Annotated in this window: 13 protein-coding genes; 2 read left to right on the forward strand and 11 right to left on the reverse strand. The window is 56.3% G+C overall.

Annotated features, from left to right (window positions below; translation table 11 throughout):
* Positions 1–33: 33 nt before the first annotated feature.
* Both R2676_RS16365 and R2676_RS16370 read left to right on the forward strand, forming a co-directional pair.
* On the forward strand, positions 34–423 hold the full coding sequence (locus R2676_RS16365; RefSeq protein ID WP_206272410.1) for a hypothetical protein: 390 nt from the start codon (positions 34–36) through the stop codon (positions 421–423).
* 239 nt (positions 424–662) lie between these two features.
* A complete protein-coding gene (locus R2676_RS16370) occupies positions 663–2060 on the forward strand; it encodes a DNA recombination protein RmuC (RefSeq protein ID WP_206272482.1) in 1398 nt (465 codons plus the stop codon).
* On the opposite strand, the gene R2676_RS16375 is transcribed toward R2676_RS16370, so the two are convergent.
* From R2676_RS16375 to R2676_RS16425, 11 genes are all read right to left on the reverse strand, one after another.
* Positions 2057–2959: a plasmid partitioning protein RepB C-terminal domain-containing protein gene (locus R2676_RS16375; RefSeq protein ID WP_206272409.1), complete on the reverse strand. Its 903-nt coding sequence runs from the start codon at positions 2957–2959 to the stop codon at positions 2057–2059. The genes R2676_RS16370 and R2676_RS16375 overlap by 4 nt on opposite strands.
* On the reverse strand, positions 2956–3855 hold the full coding sequence (locus R2676_RS16380) for a plasmid partitioning protein RepB C-terminal domain-containing protein (RefSeq protein WP_206272408.1): 900 nt from the start codon (positions 3853–3855) through the stop codon (positions 2956–2958). Before R2676_RS16380 ends, R2676_RS16375 begins: the two co-directional genes overlap by 4 nt.
* Entirely contained in the window at positions 3852–5417 is a 1566-nt protein-coding gene (locus tag R2676_RS16385; RefSeq protein ID WP_206272407.1) for a recombinase family protein, read from the reverse strand. Before R2676_RS16385 ends, R2676_RS16380 begins: the two co-directional genes overlap by 4 nt.
* A gap of 165 nt (positions 5418–5582) precedes the next feature.
* Positions 5583–6026 (reverse strand): hypothetical protein, encoded by a 444-nt coding sequence (locus R2676_RS16390; protein ID WP_206272406.1) that lies wholly within the window; start codon positions 6024–6026, stop codon positions 5583–5585.
* A 666-nt stretch (positions 6027–6692) separates the two neighbouring features.
* Entirely contained in the window at positions 6693–7760 is a 1068-nt protein-coding gene (locus R2676_RS16395; protein WP_316857355.1) for a DNA cytosine methyltransferase, read from the reverse strand.
* 126 nt (positions 7761–7886) lie between these two features.
* Complete coding sequence (locus tag R2676_RS16400) at positions 7887–8324, reverse strand: very short patch repair endonuclease (protein WP_206272404.1); 438 nt, start codon at positions 8322–8324, stop codon at positions 7887–7889.
* Positions 8325–8354: 30 nt separating this feature from the next.
* On the reverse strand, positions 8355–10034 hold the full coding sequence (locus R2676_RS16405; RefSeq protein ID WP_206272403.1) for a nuclease-related domain-containing DEAD/DEAH box helicase: 1680 nt from the start codon (positions 10032–10034) through the stop codon (positions 8355–8357).
* A complete protein-coding gene (gene drmB, locus R2676_RS16410; protein WP_206272402.1) occupies positions 10034–11881 on the reverse strand; it encodes a DrmB family protein in 1848 nt (615 codons plus the stop codon). Before drmB ends, R2676_RS16405 begins: the two co-directional genes overlap by 1 nt.
* Positions 11874–14681 (reverse strand): helicase-related protein, encoded by a 2808-nt coding sequence (locus R2676_RS16415; RefSeq protein WP_206272401.1) that lies wholly within the window; start codon positions 14679–14681, stop codon positions 11874–11876. The genes drmB and R2676_RS16415 overlap by 8 nt, the downstream gene beginning before the upstream one ends.
* Before the next feature lie 311 nt (positions 14682–14992).
* Positions 14993–17143: a UvrD-helicase domain-containing protein gene (locus tag R2676_RS16420; RefSeq protein WP_206272400.1), complete on the reverse strand. Its 2151-nt coding sequence runs from the start codon at positions 17141–17143 to the stop codon at positions 14993–14995.
* 427 nt (positions 17144–17570) lie between these two features.
* The gene (locus R2676_RS16425; protein ID WP_065860130.1) at positions 17571–18041 is read right to left on the reverse strand and encodes a hypothetical protein; all 471 of its coding nucleotides are present in this window, start codon (positions 18039–18041) and stop codon (positions 17571–17573) included.
* Positions 18042–18331 lie beyond the last annotated feature (290 nt).

The following is an 18331-nucleotide window of genomic DNA, read 5'->3' on the forward strand; positions in this document are numbered from 1 at the left end:
ACCTCGAAAGAACAATGGAAACCTACGAATAACATGGCCGAAACTGTCTTCTACGTGCTCGTTGCGCTGAGCATTGTCTCGCTGGCGCTGCTGTTGGCGCTGTTGCTACGCAAACCAAAGTTTGAGATGCCCGCGGACCTCGATGCGAGGCTGGGACTGCTCGAACAGTCCTCCCAGAGCTTGGTGCAAGCAGTCTCTCGCAACGAGGGCGGCATGCAGCGCATCGAGCAGCAACTGCGCGGGTTCACAGAGGCAACCGCCGGTGCGATGGCCACCTCCAAGAAGGCAATGGATGAGCAGCTCGAGCGCACGGTGGCTGAGGCTCGGAACGGTCGTGCGGAGCTCAACCAAGCCTCCAGGCTTTCGAGGCGCGTTTGGGGCAGCAGATTGGAGCGCTTTCAAGCAGCGTTGGCGAGCGCGTGACCGACCTGCAGAGAACGACGGCGGAAAGCCTTGAGACGAGCCGGAAGGTCGTCGACGAGAAGTTGGGGCAGACGCTAGAGGAAGCGAGAAGCGGCCGCACCGAGCTGACCAACGCATTCAGTGCCTTTGAGACAAAGCTCGAGCAGCGGTTCGGGTCGTTTGACACATCGCTGGCAGCGCGGTTCGAGGCGCTGCAAATCGCGCTCACGGGCCGGCTTGATGCTTCCAGCAAGGCGCTGATGGACTTGCTCACCCAGGCACAGACCGACGCAGCGAATGCTAGAACTGAGACGTCCCAAGCGCTGGCGAAGTTTCGGACTGAAATGACCGAGCATTTGGGTACTGTGGCGCAGGAAACTGGGAAGTCCCGTCAGACTCTGTCCGAAAGTGCGACGGCGTTCGAGACACGCATCCAGGAGCGCTTCGAGGCCCTCACGGTGTCCACACGAGGTACCCTTGACTCTCTCAAGGCAGACATCACCAATCAGCTTGGGGTGATGGCCACTGCCTTGAAGGAGCAGCTAGAGGGCAATGGCAACCAGATTCGGAACCAATTCACGACGTTGCAAGAGGCTGTTGCGCAGCAACTCGGTGTTATGGCACATGGAACGCAGACCAGTTCAGAGCAGCTTCGCACGGCATTGAACGAACGCCTGGCTGCCATCCAGCAAGACAACACGACCAAGCTTGAAGAAATGCGGCGGACCGTCGACGAGAAACTCCACGCGACGCTTGAGCAGCGGCTGGGCGACTCCTTCAAGTTGGTCAGCGAGAGGCTTGAACAGGTTCATGCCGGCTTGGGTGAAATGAAGAATCTTGCCGGAAGCGTGGGAGACCTGAAGCGAGTCATGACTAATGTCCGTACCCGAGGCACGTGGGGCGAGGTGCAGTTGGGTGCCATCATGGAGAGCCTGCTAACGGCTGAGCAGTTCGCCCGCAACGTCAAGACGGTGCCCGGCAGCAATGAACTCGTCGAGTTCGCCGTTCGGATGCCGGGGAAGGGCGATGACGCGCCGGTGTGGCTGCCCGTTGATTCGAAGTATCCAATCGAGCACTACCAACGGTTGCAGGACGCACACGACTCCCTGGACAAGGCGGTCATCCAGCAAGCGTCGACCGCGTTCGAGTCGTCAATCCGAGCCGAAGCCAAGAAAATCTCGACGAAGTATGTCAGTCCTCCTCACACGACAGACTTCGCCATTCTCTTCTTGCCTACCGAGGGACTGTTTGCGGAGGTTGCTCGTATCCCCGGCCTAGTCGAGGCTCTTCAGAATGAGCATCGCGTCGTAGTGGCCGGGCCGACGACGCTTGCGGCGATGCTGAACAGCTTGCGACTTGGCTTCCGCACGTTGGCAATCGAGAAGCGGTCGTCAGAAGTGTGGGGGATTCTGGGTAGCGTGAAGACCGAGTTTCAAAAGTTCGGCGGCATCGTTGAGGCCACCAAGAAATCGATTGACGCCGCTGCCAAAAAATTTGAAGAGGTGGGCCGCAGAACTAGAGCCGTTCAGCGGAAATTGCGTGACGTTGAGGAACTGCCTGTTGCAGCTCAGCCTGCGGCGTTGTCGACGGAGGAGTTGCTGGGGCTGGACGAGGACGAAGACGATGCTCTGACTGGGGGCGCGTCCGCACTCGGCTAAAGGACCACGCCGGATTGCTGTTGGTCGAGAGAAATGGTCGCAATGATGGATTCGAACTCCACCATCAAATCCGGATGGCGCTGGGCAACATACTGCCGCGCCGATTCGTTCTCGAGGAGCTTGGCGAGATACCCTTTCGCAAGCACCAGATTCAATACATCTTGACCATAAGTCTGTTCCACGAGCTTGTACTGCCCCTGCAGATTGCTCATCTCTTGTTCCATCTTCGCCATCTGCTCCGGGCTGACGCCGGTCAGCTTGTGCGGCTTTTTTCCGTCCACAAGACGCGCCGCTGGCGTGGCCACCAACAACGCCTCGGCATACGAGACTGACACGTTGTTCGCGGCCACCATCAGCTCCACGCATTCGACCTGGCGCGTGGGCTTCATTTTGCGAAGGGCGCGAACCAGCTCCGGCGAAAACTGCCGGTCTCCGAGCAGTTCGGCGGCTTCTGGGCAAATGCCGTCCAGTAACGACATCCTTTTTATAATCTGAGAGACGTCGACGGAAAGCGCTTTCGCCAATCGCTCGGGCGAGACGCCTCGGTCAATGACGCGCCGTATCATGTAGTGCTCCTGAATGGTCGACAGCCGATTGACACGGTTGTTATACGTGTAGCTCTCGTCATCGGTGGCCACAAGGCAGGCCACCTGCTCGTATCCCAAGTCCTGAATAGCCAGTAAGCGCAGATGCCCATCCAGCAGGACATGCTGCCCGGTTGACTGGTCTGCAGGCGTGACAGAGAGTGGTTCGATGAGGCCGACCTCCGCAATGGAGGTTCTTATCTGTTCAAACTTGCGCGATTCCAGCACAGGCGCCGGTATTCTGCGTGACGGCAGGATGCTGGCGACGGGCACGGACAGCGGCTCGGGGATGAACCCTAGAGTTATGCCAGTCATGTGCCATTTCCGATGGGCCAGACGCGCTCGGCAAGGTACTTCGGCAGGCTAGCCAAGCCCTCGGCACGCAGCAGGTTGACGAAGTTCTCATCGGCAAACAGTTGTCGCAAGGCGCCGACCACAAATAGCAACCGCTGTTGCGTGAATTCGGCTTTTCTCACCATGGCCTTCTGACGCTCCACCTCGCGCTCATACGTCCGCACCAGGCTGGACGTCGTGACCGCTGCGGACTTGTGCGTCATATTGCGGGCGGCGCTTCGCCCGAGTGTTTTTCGGCGCTCGATGACGCGGCGAGCGTTCATCAATTGCTTGCCCCGCAATTTTCCCGACTCATAAGCCTCCTGGAGTGCCGCTTGGATTTCGGCGTCGTCGTTACCGGCCCCGACAATCGTGAGGGCCGCGTTCAAGGGGACGAGGCCTTTCTCCACCGCCACCACGAGTCTCTCTTCCCCCTGGCGCAGCAGGGTGAGGATGCCTTGGACGTAGGTGGGTGTCAGGCCTGTCTTCTCGGCAATGACCTTCGGCGCGTATCCCTGGTCCTGCAATTGCCGAATGCCGGCCAGCCGTTCGAGCGGGCGGCACTGTCTGCGCGCGATGTTTTCCGTCAGGCTCATGACGAACGCGTCCTCGTCGCTCACGCTTACAACGAGTGCAGGGATAGTTTCTTCGCCGAGCGAGCGGAATGCCTTCAACCGTCCCTCACCGCAGACAAGCAGGTATTTCTCGATGCCGCCGGCCGTCGCTCTCGGCGTGACCACGATAGGCTTTTTGAGACCGATGGTCTTGATGTTGTCGACGATTTCTTTGAACACTCGACCATTGCGCTCGCGCGGATTGATGACTTCAATCTGAGCGACGGGGACCATCCGGATTTCGCCGAGCTGCTGCGAGTTCATGCCACTCTCCTGAGCCGGGCACGCGCAGCCATGGCGTAGAGGTAGTCCAGCGTATCGAAGCGATAGCTCTCAAACTCGATTGGATTCTGGTCGGCGAGGTGGATGCGCGGTTGTCCAAAATCCAGACGCGGCAACAGGTAGTAGTCCAGCGCCGAAGCATTGGTCTGGTCGAGTCGCACCGCCACCGTGATGTCCGGCAGGAGGCTTGTATCGAAGCGCACCTTCCAGTAATTGCGGCCATTGTCATGTGCCTGGCAGCGCGAGAGTACGATGCAGGCCGTGAACTCATCATTGACCGTCAGCAGGTCGGTCGCCGGGTCGCGTATGACTGTGCCGCCCAAATCCGCGATTTTCCGCTCCGTTTGCGCGATGATTTCCGGATGCAGCTGTCGCAGGAAGCGGTTGGTTTCAATGTATCGATAGTCTCGGCCGGGCGTAAAGCCGACGGTTTGGTAGGCGCGAATCAAACTGCCAAATCGGTACACATACACGGATGTAGAAGGCATGCCATCCGTTTCATCAATCACGACGCCGGACAGAAATCCGCGACTGCGGTACAGGTTGCGCAATCGTTCGATGAGCTCCTCATTCGAGTAGCGACGCGCCCTGGCTCGCATAATCCCTTGCGCCGTGTAGAACGTTTCGCTCGGCACAATGCCCTGAAATGCGCCTTCTTTTCGAATCCACATGTCGGGCGTGTTCGTCACCCGCAGCTTTTTCAGTTTGAACGACACCCGGTTGTAGACGTTGTTGCCGATGTATTTCTCGTTCGTTAATACCTCCCGCACGGTAGCCCGCGTCCATTCCCGGTTCAGGTCCGTCCGCACACGCATGCCATTCAGGCGCGCTGCGATTTCATGTTCGTCGAGCGATTCATTGATAAACCAGTCGTAGATGAGGTTGACGATTCGCACCTCGCTGTCCGGACCCGGCATCAGGACGACTCGGTCGGTTTGAAGGCTTTTGCGTTCGCCACGGCACAGCTCTGCCTTCATGAGACCGTGCTCGTCGACCAAAACCCGGCGCAGCCCGTAGCCGGCGGGTCCTCCTTGCCGGAAGCCCATCTCAATCAAGCGGCATTGGCCGGCAAACACCTTCGCGGACAGTTCTCGGCTGTATTCGCCGGCCATCGCCCGCTTGACCCCTTTCACGATGGTCGAAACCGGGGAGCCATCGTTCTCGAATTGCTCGGCGCAGTACGCCACCTGGATGCCAGCGCGGCGGCAGATGTACTCGTAGTACGCGCTCTCGTCGGCATCCTGGAAACGCCCCCATCGACTCACGTCATAGACCAGGATGACCGAGAAATCAGCCTTGCCATTGGCCACATCGGCGATGAGATTCTGCAGCGCCTGGCGCCCATCGATGCGGAGCCCGCTCTTGCCCTCATCGGCATACGTGCGGACGATTTCGAATCCGCGGCGGGCTGCGTAGTCGCGAATTTTGTCCCGCTGGTTCTCGGTCGAATACTGCTGGTGCTCAGTCGACATGCGGACATACTCCGCCGCCCGTCCTCCAGAGGAGCCGGCTCCAACTGCAGCAGCAGCGGTATTGGATGACATTTTTCACTCCGCAACTCAGGCATAGGCCGCGGCAGGCACCGAGGGTGTGGGGCCTCATGCTCACGCGCCACGATTTCACATCAGGCGGTGGCGTTCGAAAACGAACTTTGGTGAGGCCAGCGTAGCAGGCACGGCGCCAATGAGAATCACGTCATCTCTTTGCAATCATGCCGGTGGGCCGGTCGGCGCAGACAGCACGGCGATGTGGACGGTCCACGCGTCCATCTTTGCAACGCTGCTTTCATCCGCATGAGACAGCACGTAGAAGCCTGAACCCAGTGGCCAACGGCGCCCGATGACGTCCATCTTTGCAATCGGTCTGCAACTCCGCCGTGCATTGCGCATCCGCTGCATGCTGCGGTTTCGCTCTCGGTACGCCGGATGTGCAGCTCGATACTCGCGCCAATAGCCTGAGTGGCTGGCGCGCCATTTCGCTTGCGCCCGGGCTTGGTTGTCGCGGTAGTCCTGGTCGATGCGGAGCCGATGGTTCTGCCAGTCGCGCCGGCGTGCGCGCTGACAAGCCTTCGACGAGCAGTAACGCTGGTGGGGAGCATGCGGCAACGGGAGGAACGCGTTGCCACAGGCGAGGCATAGGCGGGTCGATTTCATGAACACCCTCCAGGCCGGGTTGTGATGGGCGGACGGGTGGGTCTCGACCGGCCACGGAAATCACTGGCCTGAGACGGGGTAGAGATGGGGGAGACAACTCGGTAGCTGCCTCGCCAAACGACCATCGCAGTTTGCTAGACGCGATAGTGGGCCAGTTGCGGAAACTTAGACATTTCCGGAGCGCCGGCGTGCATCGAAGGAGGGTTCGCTGACGAGTGCAATTTGCTAAAATTGCCCCGTTTCAAGCGCAATTCTTGCGGCGGCCAATACAAACCTTGGCGGCTGCTGCTGATGGGATGGCTCCGTTCCATCGCGCGCTCCCGCGCGCATCGAAGCTGGTCGGGGAAGGAAGTTCTCGGGTTATGCGTCCACTTTCTCGTCTTTTGCTTCCCCGGTTGGCTTGAACCCCTTGTCCGGCAAGGGGCAGTTTCTCGGGTTATGAATCCATCTACATGTTCTTATAGGAAAAATAAAAAAGCCAACCATTATCGGTTGGCTTTTTTTGTTGAGGGGGCATGAGGCGACAAGGACACCGCAGCGCCGCAAATCGTACCAATCCTGCACCCTAGTAATTCACTCGTTCGGCAGAGTTTCTATTAATTTCACATGCGCGGCAGCAATTGTTCTGGAGGTCGTGGCCGGTAGACGCCTTAGAGCTGCAAGAATTCAATTCCTAAGCTGAAGAACTTGCGCCAAGCGCTCTGCTATTGCATGGGCGACTGGCGGGGGAACTGCATTCGAGACTTGTGTGACCTGCTCGCTTAAATTTCCACACAGGCGATAAGTTTTTGGAAAACCCTGGAGCATCATGGCTTCGTAGATGCTTAATCTACGTAAGCCGGTGGGATGGACGTGGATTTCACGATGTCCGTACGCAACTGTGCGGCTCGGTTTGTCCCAGTCTAGTCTGATGAGAGAGCGTCCACCGCTCACGAGGTCTGAGCCAAAGCGTGCCGAGCGAGGTCGCATTGTCCAGTGATTGGGATGATGTGGTACGTCTTCTGGGCGAAGTCCACGCTCAAAAAACGCGGGTTCTGGGAGAGCGGCAATTGCCTCCCTCACGGTGCGTTTTTCCTTGACGGTTGGCGTTGGAAATTCGAAAGTCGACCTACATCCGGGGGTTTTTCTAAGCCCAACAAGAAATACTCGTTCTCGGTTCTGGGGGACGCCAAAATCCGAAGCGTTGAGGCAAGAAATATAAAGATGGAATCGTTTGCTGAGCGTGCGCTTCAACCCCGCCAATATTCCAGAATTCTTTTTGGCGAGGAGTTCGGGGACATTCTCAAAAACAAAAAACTCTATGGGATACAAGTCCGCAAGCTTCACAATCATTGAGGCATAGCGCTTTGCCAAGTTGTTGCGTGGATCACTATGGCAGCGCTGGGTGTTGGCGCGAGAAAAACCTTGGCACGGTGGCCCGCCAATGATTCCAACTGGAACAACATCCCCAGCTTCAAGCTTTCTCTTGATTTCAGGAATTGTGATCTTGCTAAGATCGATTTGTGTGGCCGTCTGGGCAGAACTGTTTGCGTTATGCGTAGCAACCGCTGCGGCATCAAAGTCGGCCGCAAATGCGATATCGAAACCAGCTTGGGAAAACCCCAGATCTAGGCCGCCTGCGCCACAAAAAAAACTAATTACCTGGGGCCGTCGACTAAAAAGCTGATTCGGAGCCGCCTCAAAACGATCTCCCATAGCTATCTCGCTAGACCCTCTCAGCGTCCGATCGTCCATGTGGGGTTCTTTGATGACAAATGGATGGATTCTAGCCGACACCTGGTTTGGGTGTTGTACCAAATGTCCCTGGGATGCCAGCAGTTCGAGGGCGACAGCACAGGGGCACAGGCAGTCTTAACTGGATCACACATCAAGAGGTCTCGAAAGGGCGTGGGCGTCTTGATTCATGAACGCGACAATGCGTTCTTGCACTCCCCTCAGTGCTCGGATCTCGCATTCCCACAACACTAAGACTTCCCAACCCAGCACCTGCAACTGATCCATTGCATGGGCATCCCGAGACTGATTCCTAGCAATCTTGTCTGCCCAATATCGTTGATTACTCTTCGGCCGCGAAGCAAGCTTGCAAGTGTGGCCATGCCAAAAGCAACCGTGTACCAAGATAACCTTTCTGTGCCGAGGTAAGACTATGTCTGGCCTACCCGGCAGTTCCCGACGGTGCAGTCTAAACCTATAGCCAAGCTTGTGGAGCATCGAGCGTACAACAAGCTCTGGTTGGGTATTCGTGCTCCGAATGCGCGACATTATTTCGGAGCGTTTGGCCTTCGAAATGGTGTCCATATAGATCTGGCTTGTTGCTACGCTCCGCACCTAAACAGGTTTCCGCGTACCAAAAAGCGCTGTTAAAACCTCGGTCGGACCATAAGCAGACAGAAGTGTTCGCGCTCTAGAGAGAGCCACATAAGCAAGCTCCGGAGCGTCAAGTATCTCCTGGTCGGCAATGACAATCACGGCGAGGCGTTCGAGTCCCTTAAACCTGCGAATAGTATCTACGGCCACAGCTTCATCATCGGGCGCGGCAGCATCCGTTATGAGTTCTCCCCCAACCTTCCCCCGGGCTCGTATCAGAGCAACGAGCTCAGAAGAGGTCGTGACGATTGCTATGTCCCCCGCCGACAACCGTTCCGGCCCAGTAAGATGATGAACCTTCGCATCTATCCACCTCAATACGTCGGGTGCCTCTGAGATGCAGTGCGCTTCTATCGCTACACCGTCGAGATGGTTGGGGTGTATCGGGAAGCCAACGTAGTGACGCATCGAAGCATCATGAATTGCGCGGGTATTCCGAAGATTGCGCGTTAACCGAATCGGTACAAGATGGAAATCATCGGGAGGACGCCCCCCTCGCTCGTACACGCGCTGATTGCAATCGTAGTAGACATGGAGCCGAGATTGCTCGCCTCGACGGACAGTAGCCTCTAAGGCGATCCACCAGAGAGCGCGAAAATCCTGGCCCTCATCGACAATTACAGCGTCGTATTCTAGGTCGGGTCTTCGCTCAATGGCCGTCATCAACAGTTCAGGCGCGACCTCGTCAAAGAACTGCGCATCATCTTTAACCTCGAACGACAGCCCGGCTTTCGTTGCCAATCGTAGGCATAGCTCATGGAAACCGGCCGCCTCCAGGTTCTGTATGCCCTTTACTCGGCGTTTGAAATCAGCTGATAGGGGCTTACTGTGACAAATAAGAAGGGTCTTCCTCCCTGCTTCAGCAAAGCGTCGTGCCTCCTCTATTGCAAGAACTGTTTTTCCTGTGCCAGCCCCTCCAGCCACTCCGGCGCGTGGAATATCTTGGATTGACTCTAGAATCTGGAACTGCTGCGGGGTAAGCGATTCCAAGGCGCGTTCGTCTTCTGCAAGAAGGTGTCCCAATGGTGTTTTCAGCATGAACGGACGAGCCAGCAAGTTTTCTAGCGCACGCACGCCATCGCGCCCTAGCGCTTGCTCTCCAGCCGATGTACCCCCGGTCATCCTCGCGAGAATCCATTGGCGTAAGTTAGGCCAATCATCCAAGGAACAGACGATGCGGCGCGGAGCATCCACACCAAGACCTTCGGCTGGCACGTAGCAATCGGGAAAGATCACCCCGTGATGTGCGCTAACTCGTCGAGAATGCCAGCCATGTGATTTGTGTAGCTTCTCGAGAATGGCATGCTTAGCGGTACGTGCTTGTGCAACGGGGTTCTTGATGCTGTGAACAATTCCATATCGATCAGTACTGCTCCATCTCTCATGAGCCGGATCGTAGGCAATGGAACCGCCTTTTACTTCGATAGCGAGGAGCCCATGCTCCGCGTGGGCAACAAAAAAATCGCATTCTCCATCGCGTTCCGCGCCGGAGGGAGTAAGGCCCAGCCACGGGCGACTGTAGAACACAGTAAATGATTCGTCTAACACTTGATTTAACAAGTTGTAGACTTTGATTTCTGCGAAGCGAAGCGGGTTTTCAAGTACTTCTTGTGGGAGCCTGCGGGGCCACATTATTGCCATTACTGAGGCTCCTCTTCATGCGAAAGCCCGTAGAAGTACCCTCCATCTGGGCAGCTAGGTGCGCCAGTTAACAGCGCTCGGTCTAGGAATCGGTTGAACTCCTCGCAAGACGTTTCCGGTGCTAGCACGCATGCATGGCACGCGGCCAATAGGAGGCTGCCTGGCTGAGCGAATGCGTCTTCTATGCACAACGGGTCCGATGAGCACCATTTCATCGAGGCGAGAGCGGATTCGATCGTTCTCGTGATGCGTGAAGAGTCGGCTTGTCGCTGCAACCCGCCCAGCGTCCCATCTGCATCTGACGTGGCCGTAAATATCAGCAATCCTGCCATTGGCGTATCTCCTTCTGCAGCGTATATACGCTCCCTTAATGACGCGCTGGAGTATCCACATTCCAAAGTCAACTGACGCATGAGCGCATGTGCGAATGTGTGTATCAGAAGAAAGCGCGGCGTTATCGCCTTTGGCGCTGGGGCGTCCGGTCCATATCGCTCACGCCATTCTCGTTGCCAAGTTGTATTAATTCGTTCTCCGCGGAGACGAACCCACTCTTTGCTTTCCCAAGAAACAAGTGTTTCCTGGTTCAGTTCTAAAAAAATTCCCTCGCCACGGACCTCGATAGCCGGTAGCCAATTCATTGGCTTTATCGAAAGAGAGGCAATCTCTGGGCTATTTTCGTCGCCCGGTGGGGTTATTCGAGTGAATCCTTTTAATGCGCGAACCTCGCGCAGCCGAACTGCCTTAACGATGCTGCTGAACCAGGGCTTAAGTGGTGTTGGTAGTGGAATATTTCGAATCTCAAACTCGCGATCTTCGTCCGGAGATGAATCCTGTCCGGATGAAAATTGTCGGTACTCTTCTTGCCGGAGATCCGACATGGGCTGAATGTACTGATGTAAGCGGCGCTCGATCTTGTCCACTAGCTGAACCGGCGTCATACGTAGCTCTTGGAGCGCAGAAGCGAGTGGTCCTGCGGCAAGAATCGTTACGAAGCTGACCCTCTGAGCCGGATCGACCTGCACGATCGCATCCCAGTACACGCCTATGCATTCTTGCAACCTATCGGACCACGGCGGAATGCTTAGCGCGGATTCAACAACGGGGAAATATAGATTTGACGCGCCGCGCTGAACTGCCTGTGGCTGGCGGTCGCAGTTCTCGTCTGGAGCGGCCAACCATGGACGTTTGCCAGCGCATGCCGAGAAGCGTTCCCATGTCTGACTCGAAAAGATGCCGTCCATCGACCGTCTAGCGCCGCAATGTGTGCAGCTCAAGAACAGGCCCGCATGTCCTGGACCCTCCGACACGAGGAGCAGAAAATCTCCTCGTGATCGACAGTTATCTTCATGCCCTACCCACCAATCCCAAGGGAAATCGTCAAGATGGCCTCGAGTGCAAGCGAGTACAAATCGAACGGGAACAACATAGGCCCGCTGCCGGGGGCTTTTCCCTGCAGAGCAGATCGGGCAATAGCGGTCCGCTTTTCCTGGATCCCCCATCCATTTCTTTTGAGGGGCAATTCGGTTGCATTGCGGGCATTGCAACCACCCGGGAAACCGTGAAGCCACCAATGAGCGGGTATCACCTTTCCCCTCTTTTCTGCCGCGAGTTGGATCGATAACGGGCGGCAGTCGAAAACCGTGCACGCCAAGTTTGCGCTGTAGCCGAGGTTCCTGGATAACCTGCTCATTCATCAAGCCAGCAGGTGGGAATGAGCGATCCCACTCCTCCAAACCGGCCGCGACCGCTGAGATGGTCGCATGATCGGCTCGGAAATCAACAATGGAGCCAGGACCAAACATGGCCGCTACTGCACTGCGCCTCAGATCGCCAAGATAGTTATTCATTGTTCCTCCCATTGTTCGGCCGCAGTCGTTCGGCTAAGCGAAAGGGAGTGCCGGCTTCAACGCTGCGCATGTTATTCATTGTGGGCCACGCTTCCCCCGCGCTGCGACCCAAAGCCTTCTCCGTGGCAGCGCGTTCAGCGCTTTGCAGTAACGATTCCCGAGGCTTGTAATCGTGCCAGTAGTTGATAGGGCTTCTATCTAGCCAAATTTCCAAGCGTTCCGTCAGTTCTCTTTCGACTGCTGTTTCGTTTGAATCAATTATGCGTGCCCGCGAAACTATTGCAGCTATCATCGCCCGAGCCTGAGTCTCAGCAGGCGCGTCAAATACAGGGGTGTTGAGCATGCCTGGAACGAGATGGCGAACGGCAGCAACGAGAACTGCGTGCAAAGCACGATCGCGCGCTCGCGAAGCAAATGGCGTCACGCTGGTTGCCTCCACGTCTCTATATAGGCTTCCGTGCCAAGTACGAAACGTCTCAAAGTGAGACCGGTCACGTGCTTTTGCGCTGTTGAGTACGGACACGACAAGACCGGCAACATTGCCCCGACCCACACGGCTAGTTGCTTGTATGTACTCCGAAATGCCCTTGGGTTGACCGTAGACGAGCATCAATCCAAGCCGGGGGATATCGACACCCACGGACAGCATATTTGTCGCCAGCACAACGTCTAGAGCTGCCGGGTCGGTGGCGGGGGTGGCAAGCCAGTCCAACATGTCGCGGACATCCTCTTGCGATCGCCTCGATGTCAATTCCTCAATGTTTGCGGGAAAGCGAGGAGTTTCGCCTCGCAGGGCAGCGAGTGTGCCAACAGTATCACTAACGTCGTCTCGCATAAGGACAAGAGATCCCCCCAGTTCCCGAAGCGAGTTGAAGTATGTAACTAGTGTCCAGTATGGATCCGCCGCACGTCGAGTTGCGAAGCCCGCCGAACCCGATTGCAGTAGTGAGGCGGATACAGCCTGCAGAGTGTATTTTGCTGACCGTCCAGCCGATGCGATGCCGACATACCTACGCCCGGGCGCACTGCCGTCTTTCACGGCGAAACCTGAATCGTCATGATCGATGGCAGGAGGCGGAAACTGGCACGTCTCGCGATTGAAAAGTGCACGCACCTGTTCGGCGGCACGTCGAATTGTTGCCGTTGACCCGATGATTTTCGGTTTTCTGCCCTGCGCTGAAAGCATCAAGTCAAATGCCACCTCGTACAGGCCGGCTAGCGTGCCAAGAGGGCCAGAAATAAGATGCAATTCATCCTGAATGATTAGATCTGGGGCTTTCCCGCCATCAAGTCCAAACAGCGAATTAACGGAGGGCTTTCGAACGATCTGTGCAAACTTGTCTATTGTGCCGATAAGAAGCGTGGGCTTCATTTGGTAGACATCTTCATCGACTGTCCACACTGGAAGTGGTGTTTCGCTGTCTCCAAAAACGCAGCCACTCTTGACGCAATGCACTAGAACAGGCGCATCGCTGCTCGCTTGGCTCCATCTCAATCCACTGGCGCAGGCAGGGCATTTGGTCAGTTGCTTGGGTGAGGGGCCTCCGTGACCGTGGAGCGCCGCATACGCTTCACGGCGCTTGTTTGGAGACGCATCCCCTCCTACCCATAGACCAATTGAGAACGGAGTCTGTCCAAGATCGTCTGTTTGCCTACGGATCGCTTCGCAAGCGAGCAATAGGGCTGCAGCTCGCTCAAATTGTTGGGTGGTCAGCAAGCGTAGCGTGTAGCGCATCACGGCGGCGACACCTGCACCGTCATCGGCTTGAGGCGCCGAAAGTCGCCGATAGAACGCTGTGATAGCAATCAATCCCAGGTACGCCTCTGTCTTGCCGCCACCGGTGGGGAACCAAAGCAGATCCATGACATTTCGGGCTGGGTGGGCAGAGTCCACTGTTGATTCTGCGGCCAGAAGCAGGAATCCCAGCTGAAAGGGGCGCCAACGTAACGCTCCGCGATGAGCCTTCGCATCGTTCCAGCTGTACTGGAGAAGCATCGCCTTGTTTGCAAGTTGGAAGGCTCGTGTCATGAAAGGATCCGTGCCAATCAGCCGGGCCCCTGCATCCATCCTTGATGCCACATCGGCACAACCATCGAGATTTGTCCGGGCAATACGCTTAAGCTCAGTGGGAAGCGCTATCAATTTCGCCTCTTGGAGGCTGATCCACTGCCGGTATGTGCTCGCTAAAGCCGAGAGCTCCGTTTGCAGCGCCTGTGGAGGCGCTTCCGCGAGCCAAGCCGCATCAAAGACGCTGCTTCTTTCGCCCAGCTCCTTGAAAACGGCATGGCCTTGCGGATCCACGCTCGACACCACACTTGTGGGAAGCCACGTTGTAGCTACCCAGCTTGCCCGGCCATGCGCGTCTTCGGACCAGTCCGCAGAGCAGGTATGGCCAGCGGCGAACTCCTTCGCCAGTCGATAGAGAACAGACGCTGACTCCTCGTCGGCATCCAGGCTACTGCGTCGTGCGGGTCGCGGTATGAGATGAGATCTACCTGCCGGCCAAACGCAGATACTTGTTTGGAACAGAGTCGCTGCTTCCATCTCGTCACGTCCCTGCTCGGCGCTGATACCGTTGACAAGGGTTAGTGTTACCAGCCGACCTTTCTTCAGGTGCAAGGCCCGCACATACAACGCTACTCCGGCAGGTGCCCCATACTCTTCAAGTGAATGAGTGTGCAATCCGGCCTTGATTTCCACCCGGTCGAGGGCAATATGGACATCGCGACGAAACCACTGCCTAGCACCTTTCATATCGGTTGCCTCCTTCGGGGAGTACATGCCGAATTTGATCAGCACCCTAACAGCAGGCTCCTGTTCATCACTATCCACAGCAAATGAGAGTCCAGCGGCCGACGGGCGTCGCAGTGAAGATGGCGATACAGCCTCGGTCTCATCTGCTGGAGTGCCGTCGTCGCCTTCTGTGTCTCCATCCGCTCCCAGCCGGTCGTTATCGTCGGGATCGGGCGGACTATTCTTAGGCCAAAGTATGCCGGTGGCATAAATGTCCGAGGGGCGGGCGTTCAGCAATTCGCTCGACTCGCGAGGTCCTAGCAGGTCGGCAGTCAAGCGAGACAAAACGGTATCCCGCGAAGCCGGGGGCGGAGGGCTCATGCTTTCTTCTGGAACCATATCTTTGTGTATGCGATAACAGTCGGAGCCAGCATGAAGCCACTTGATGCCCAAGGTTCATGCAGACGCTCGCAGTCCGGGTCTTCCGGTGAAACTACTAGACTACGCACACCGTTCAGTCGGATATGCTTGATTTGCCTTGGTGGCAAAAGCCTATAACGGCGATTCGTCGATAAGACTTTCGCAAGCGCCCATAGGTCATCATTGAAAGCTTCCGAGAGCACGGCGATTTTTCTTTCGCCGTCCGTTGTGATGACATAGGAAAAGTCGATCTGTGCTACCTGGGAGGCGGTCGCAACAGTCCGCTTGTTCCCGAGGTCCAAGCATTGCCGCTGCGCCCAAGCGGCGTCTGACTCGGTAAAAAATTTTCGACCCACCAAGCCAGTTGCTCGTAAATCCCCTTCGCGGCCAATCTCTGTCATCAGAGCGGTTTCTCCGCTCTTGCCGAGATAGCTGTATGCGCGACCACTTCCAGGAAGATTCGCCGCTTTCATGTGAAACCCAGTTCCGGTGCGCAACTTCGCTCGTGCTCGTGTGGCACCCACGAACATGATCCGTGCCTCTTCTTCGATCTCCGCGTTGGACTCGTTTCGTGTGGGGAGAAAAAGGAGAACACTCTCAGCTTCCCGCCCTTTGCTGCTGTGAATCGTGCCCAGTATGGGGCCGTCAGAGCCAAAGTCTGGAGTGCACAAGCCTGTCGGCAGCTGACGGCGTGCGAGAGCGCGCCGTAGGCGCTTCATGTCGATAGAGTCACCCTGAATTCCGGCTACGGCGGATAACCGATTCCAGGCGGCTTCAGAATCCCCTGAGTCGGGCAGAATCCCCACCACTCGGCCGTTCCACAGGTGATCGAAATCCGTCCGACAAATTCGTTGCGCAGTGACATCGAAGAAACATGCGCTAATCCATGGAGCAAGAATTGAAGGAAGACCGCCCAAACGTAGTCGATGCGGTACATGGTTCAGAATGGCTGAAGCTTGTAAGGCCTCAGCTCGACGACGGAATAGCACCAGCGACGTATCGATAAGAGTCGATCCATCGATTTTGCGCGCTTGAAGTGCTGGATCTCCAGCGAGTTTCTCGATCGTGCTACGGACCTCTCTTTCTCTGGCCGTAGGCTCCGAGGAGGGATCCAATACGATTCCACGAACCGTCGTGAAAATCTCCTGCAATATGGGAGATGCGGAGCGATGAATTTTTTTGAGCGCGGCAGCTGTAAAGTCCCCTCTTTTGCGTAGACGTTTGGTGAGCGGCTCTCCGCTGCTGTTCTCTATCGAGCCTTGAACCGAACCGTTTTCAGCAAAGCCATAGATTGCCTGAGCGTCATCAGAAAATACTGTAACGCCGCACTCAGGTGAAATTCTATTAAAAAATTCACATAAGAATTCTGCGCGAACGCCCATAATATCCTGAGCCTCGTCAACGACTACATGTTCTATGCGTTCAATATAGTCTGCGGCTTCAGGGCTTTCTCTGAGGACTGGAAGGGTGGATGTAATTCCGCTTTCGTAGCTTCCGGTTAGTGCTGCAGACTCATCAAAGCCAGACCTAATAGACCACGCGTACGCATCAACGGTCATTACGCGAATGCTGAGGGCTGCTGCTTTATCGGAAAGAAAAGAACTAATTCTGTTTCTGAACTCATGAATGGCGGTCTGGGTAAAGCTTACTACCAAACAATTTACTGGCTCGAGAAGTCCCTCCTCAATAAGGTGGGCGATTCTCGCGCATGCGACGGCCGTTTTACCTGTCCCAGGGCCTGCGTCTACGATGGCTCGTGCGCTTGAGGGGGCCGAAATGACAGCCTGCTGGTCGGAGTCCCAGCTGGTAATAATGGTGGATACTTCGGGCGCTGCGGCGTTGGGCGGATTCCCTATGGGGCTCCCGCTGTCAATCTCGTCGCCCGTGAGGGTCGTTGGGGAGCAATCAAGATAAATTTTGCCGTCGTGCACCGGCCAAAGTGTGCGCCGGTAGGTAACCGCTGGTCTCCCATCGATCCACCGTAGTGGGCGCCGAATCGTGTCAATAACCACGCCCCCTCTCACTAAAGATACAACGATGTCGTCCACATCCCCCTCCGGGAAGTACGGCAAGTCCGGTTTCAATAACGTGTTTTTTTGTGCTGACATACTAGCACTGCAGGCTGATTAGTCCATTTTTTTTGGCAGCTTTGCGCCATTCTCTGGAAGCGGCGGTTGTGCCTCTACCTTTATTGGTTTTGGGTGTCGCGCAATCCCCTCCGTGGTGGGGGGCGGGGCATCTATTTCTCGAGCCTTCATTTTTGTTTGATGAGGTTGATTTTCATCAATGGTATTATTACGAACTCGAAAGTGACTGCTAATTTATAACCTTCGTAATGGTGTCGGGGTCAGGCGTCAAATGATGGGACTTTGTTTGGTTCCAATAATTAGAGCGGCTATGTGCTCCGCGACCCATGCTGGCCTTCGCGAAGCACGATGTACTCAGTGGTCAACTTCGCAGAACAAAATGGTCATACCCAATAAAAGGAGCCGCCCCAAAGGGCGGCTCCTTTCAATCCATTAGCAACCAATCACCTCACTGCGCAGTCTCCTCCGCCTTCTTCCTCGGCCTCCGACTAAACCGAGTCGACAAGGCCCGACGCGCCCCCTCCAGCCCTTCTCCCTTGCCCGCAACCTTCAGGTACGTGTAACCCTCCAGGGCGGCCGACATCAAATCACTACCCATCGCCAGTTGCGAATCGCGCATCCGTTCCAGCAGCTTGTCCACCCGGGCAACGCGTGGGCGCAGGGTGTCAAAGCCCGTCAGGTCACGGCGCATCTCTTGCAGATTGAAGTTTGCGGGCAGCACGCCGGGGTTGTTGCTGAGCAGTTCCACAGCTTCGCGGCAGAACGCCTCAGACTTGTGGCCCATCTTCATGAGCTTGCTGCGTTGTTCAGTTGACAGGCCAATCAGCCCGACGAGCTTTTCTTCCAGGGTCTTCAGGGCGCCATCAATGGCGGTTACGTCGGTGGCGCTGAGTTGAAACGAAATCAGGTTTTGAGACATTGAAATCCTTCTAAAGCAGCTATCAGCGTCATGCCGGTCGGCACGACACGGAGATGTTGGGCACCGTTGCTGCGTATCTCAATGCCACGCACAATTTTTGACGGAAAAAGGTCGCGCATTACACGGCGTGCACCGTTTACACCGCGCCGGCGTTCGTGCTTTGAGTGCGGGACTTAGCCCGGGCCTGTCAGTAATTTCGTGTTCAAGGCATAACATGCCCTCAAGGAGGGTTTATGCCTCGCAAACCAAAGACCAAGCCGGGCGATCTGCCGGCGATTCCCGCCGAGCTG

Origin of the sequence: Ralstonia flatus (genome assembly GCF_958439105.1) — a bacterium.
Taxonomy (GTDB): Bacteria; Pseudomonadota; Gammaproteobacteria; order Burkholderiales; family Burkholderiaceae; genus Ralstonia; species Ralstonia flatus.

Excerpts from the sequence above, each read along its gene's own strand:
- R2676_RS16365 (WP_206272410.1), top strand. The coding sequence starts at position 34 with ATGGCCGAAACTGTCTTCTACGTGCTCGTTGCGCTGAGCATTGTCTCG.
- R2676_RS16370 (WP_206272482.1), top strand. The coding sequence starts at position 663 with ATGGACTTGCTCACCCAGGCACAGACCGACGCAGCGAATGCTAGAACT.
- R2676_RS16375 (WP_206272409.1), bottom strand. The coding sequence starts at position 2,959 with ATGACTGGCATAACTCTAGGGTTCATCCCCGAGCCGCTGTCCGTGCCC.
- R2676_RS16380 (WP_206272408.1), bottom strand. The coding sequence starts at position 3,855 with ATGAACTCGCAGCAGCTCGGCGAAATCCGGATGGTCCCCGTCGCTCAG.
- R2676_RS16385 (WP_206272407.1), bottom strand. The coding sequence starts at position 5,417 with ATGTCATCCAATACCGCTGCTGCTGCAGTTGGAGCCGGCTCCTCTGGA.
- R2676_RS16390 (WP_206272406.1), bottom strand. The coding sequence starts at position 6,026 with ATGAAATCGACCCGCCTATGCCTCGCCTGTGGCAACGCGTTCCTCCCG.
- R2676_RS16395 (WP_316857355.1), bottom strand. The coding sequence starts at position 7,760 with ATGGACGATCGGACGCTGAGAGGGTCTAGCGAGATAGCTATGGGAGAT.
- R2676_RS16400 (WP_206272404.1), bottom strand. The coding sequence starts at position 8,324 with ATGGACACCATTTCGAAGGCCAAACGCTCCGAAATAATGTCGCGCATT.
- R2676_RS16405 (WP_206272403.1), bottom strand. The coding sequence starts at position 10,034 with ATGGCAATAATGTGGCCCCGCAGGCTCCCACAAGAAGTACTTGAAAAC.
- drmB (WP_206272402.1), bottom strand. The coding sequence starts at position 11,881 with ATGAATAACTATCTTGGCGATCTGAGGCGCAGTGCAGTAGCGGCCATG.
- R2676_RS16420 (WP_206272400.1), bottom strand. The coding sequence starts at position 17,143 with ATGTCAGCACAAAAAAACACGTTATTGAAACCGGACTTGCCGTACTTC.
- R2676_RS16425 (WP_065860130.1), bottom strand. The coding sequence starts at position 18,041 with ATGTCTCAAAACCTGATTTCGTTTCAACTCAGCGCCACCGACGTAACC.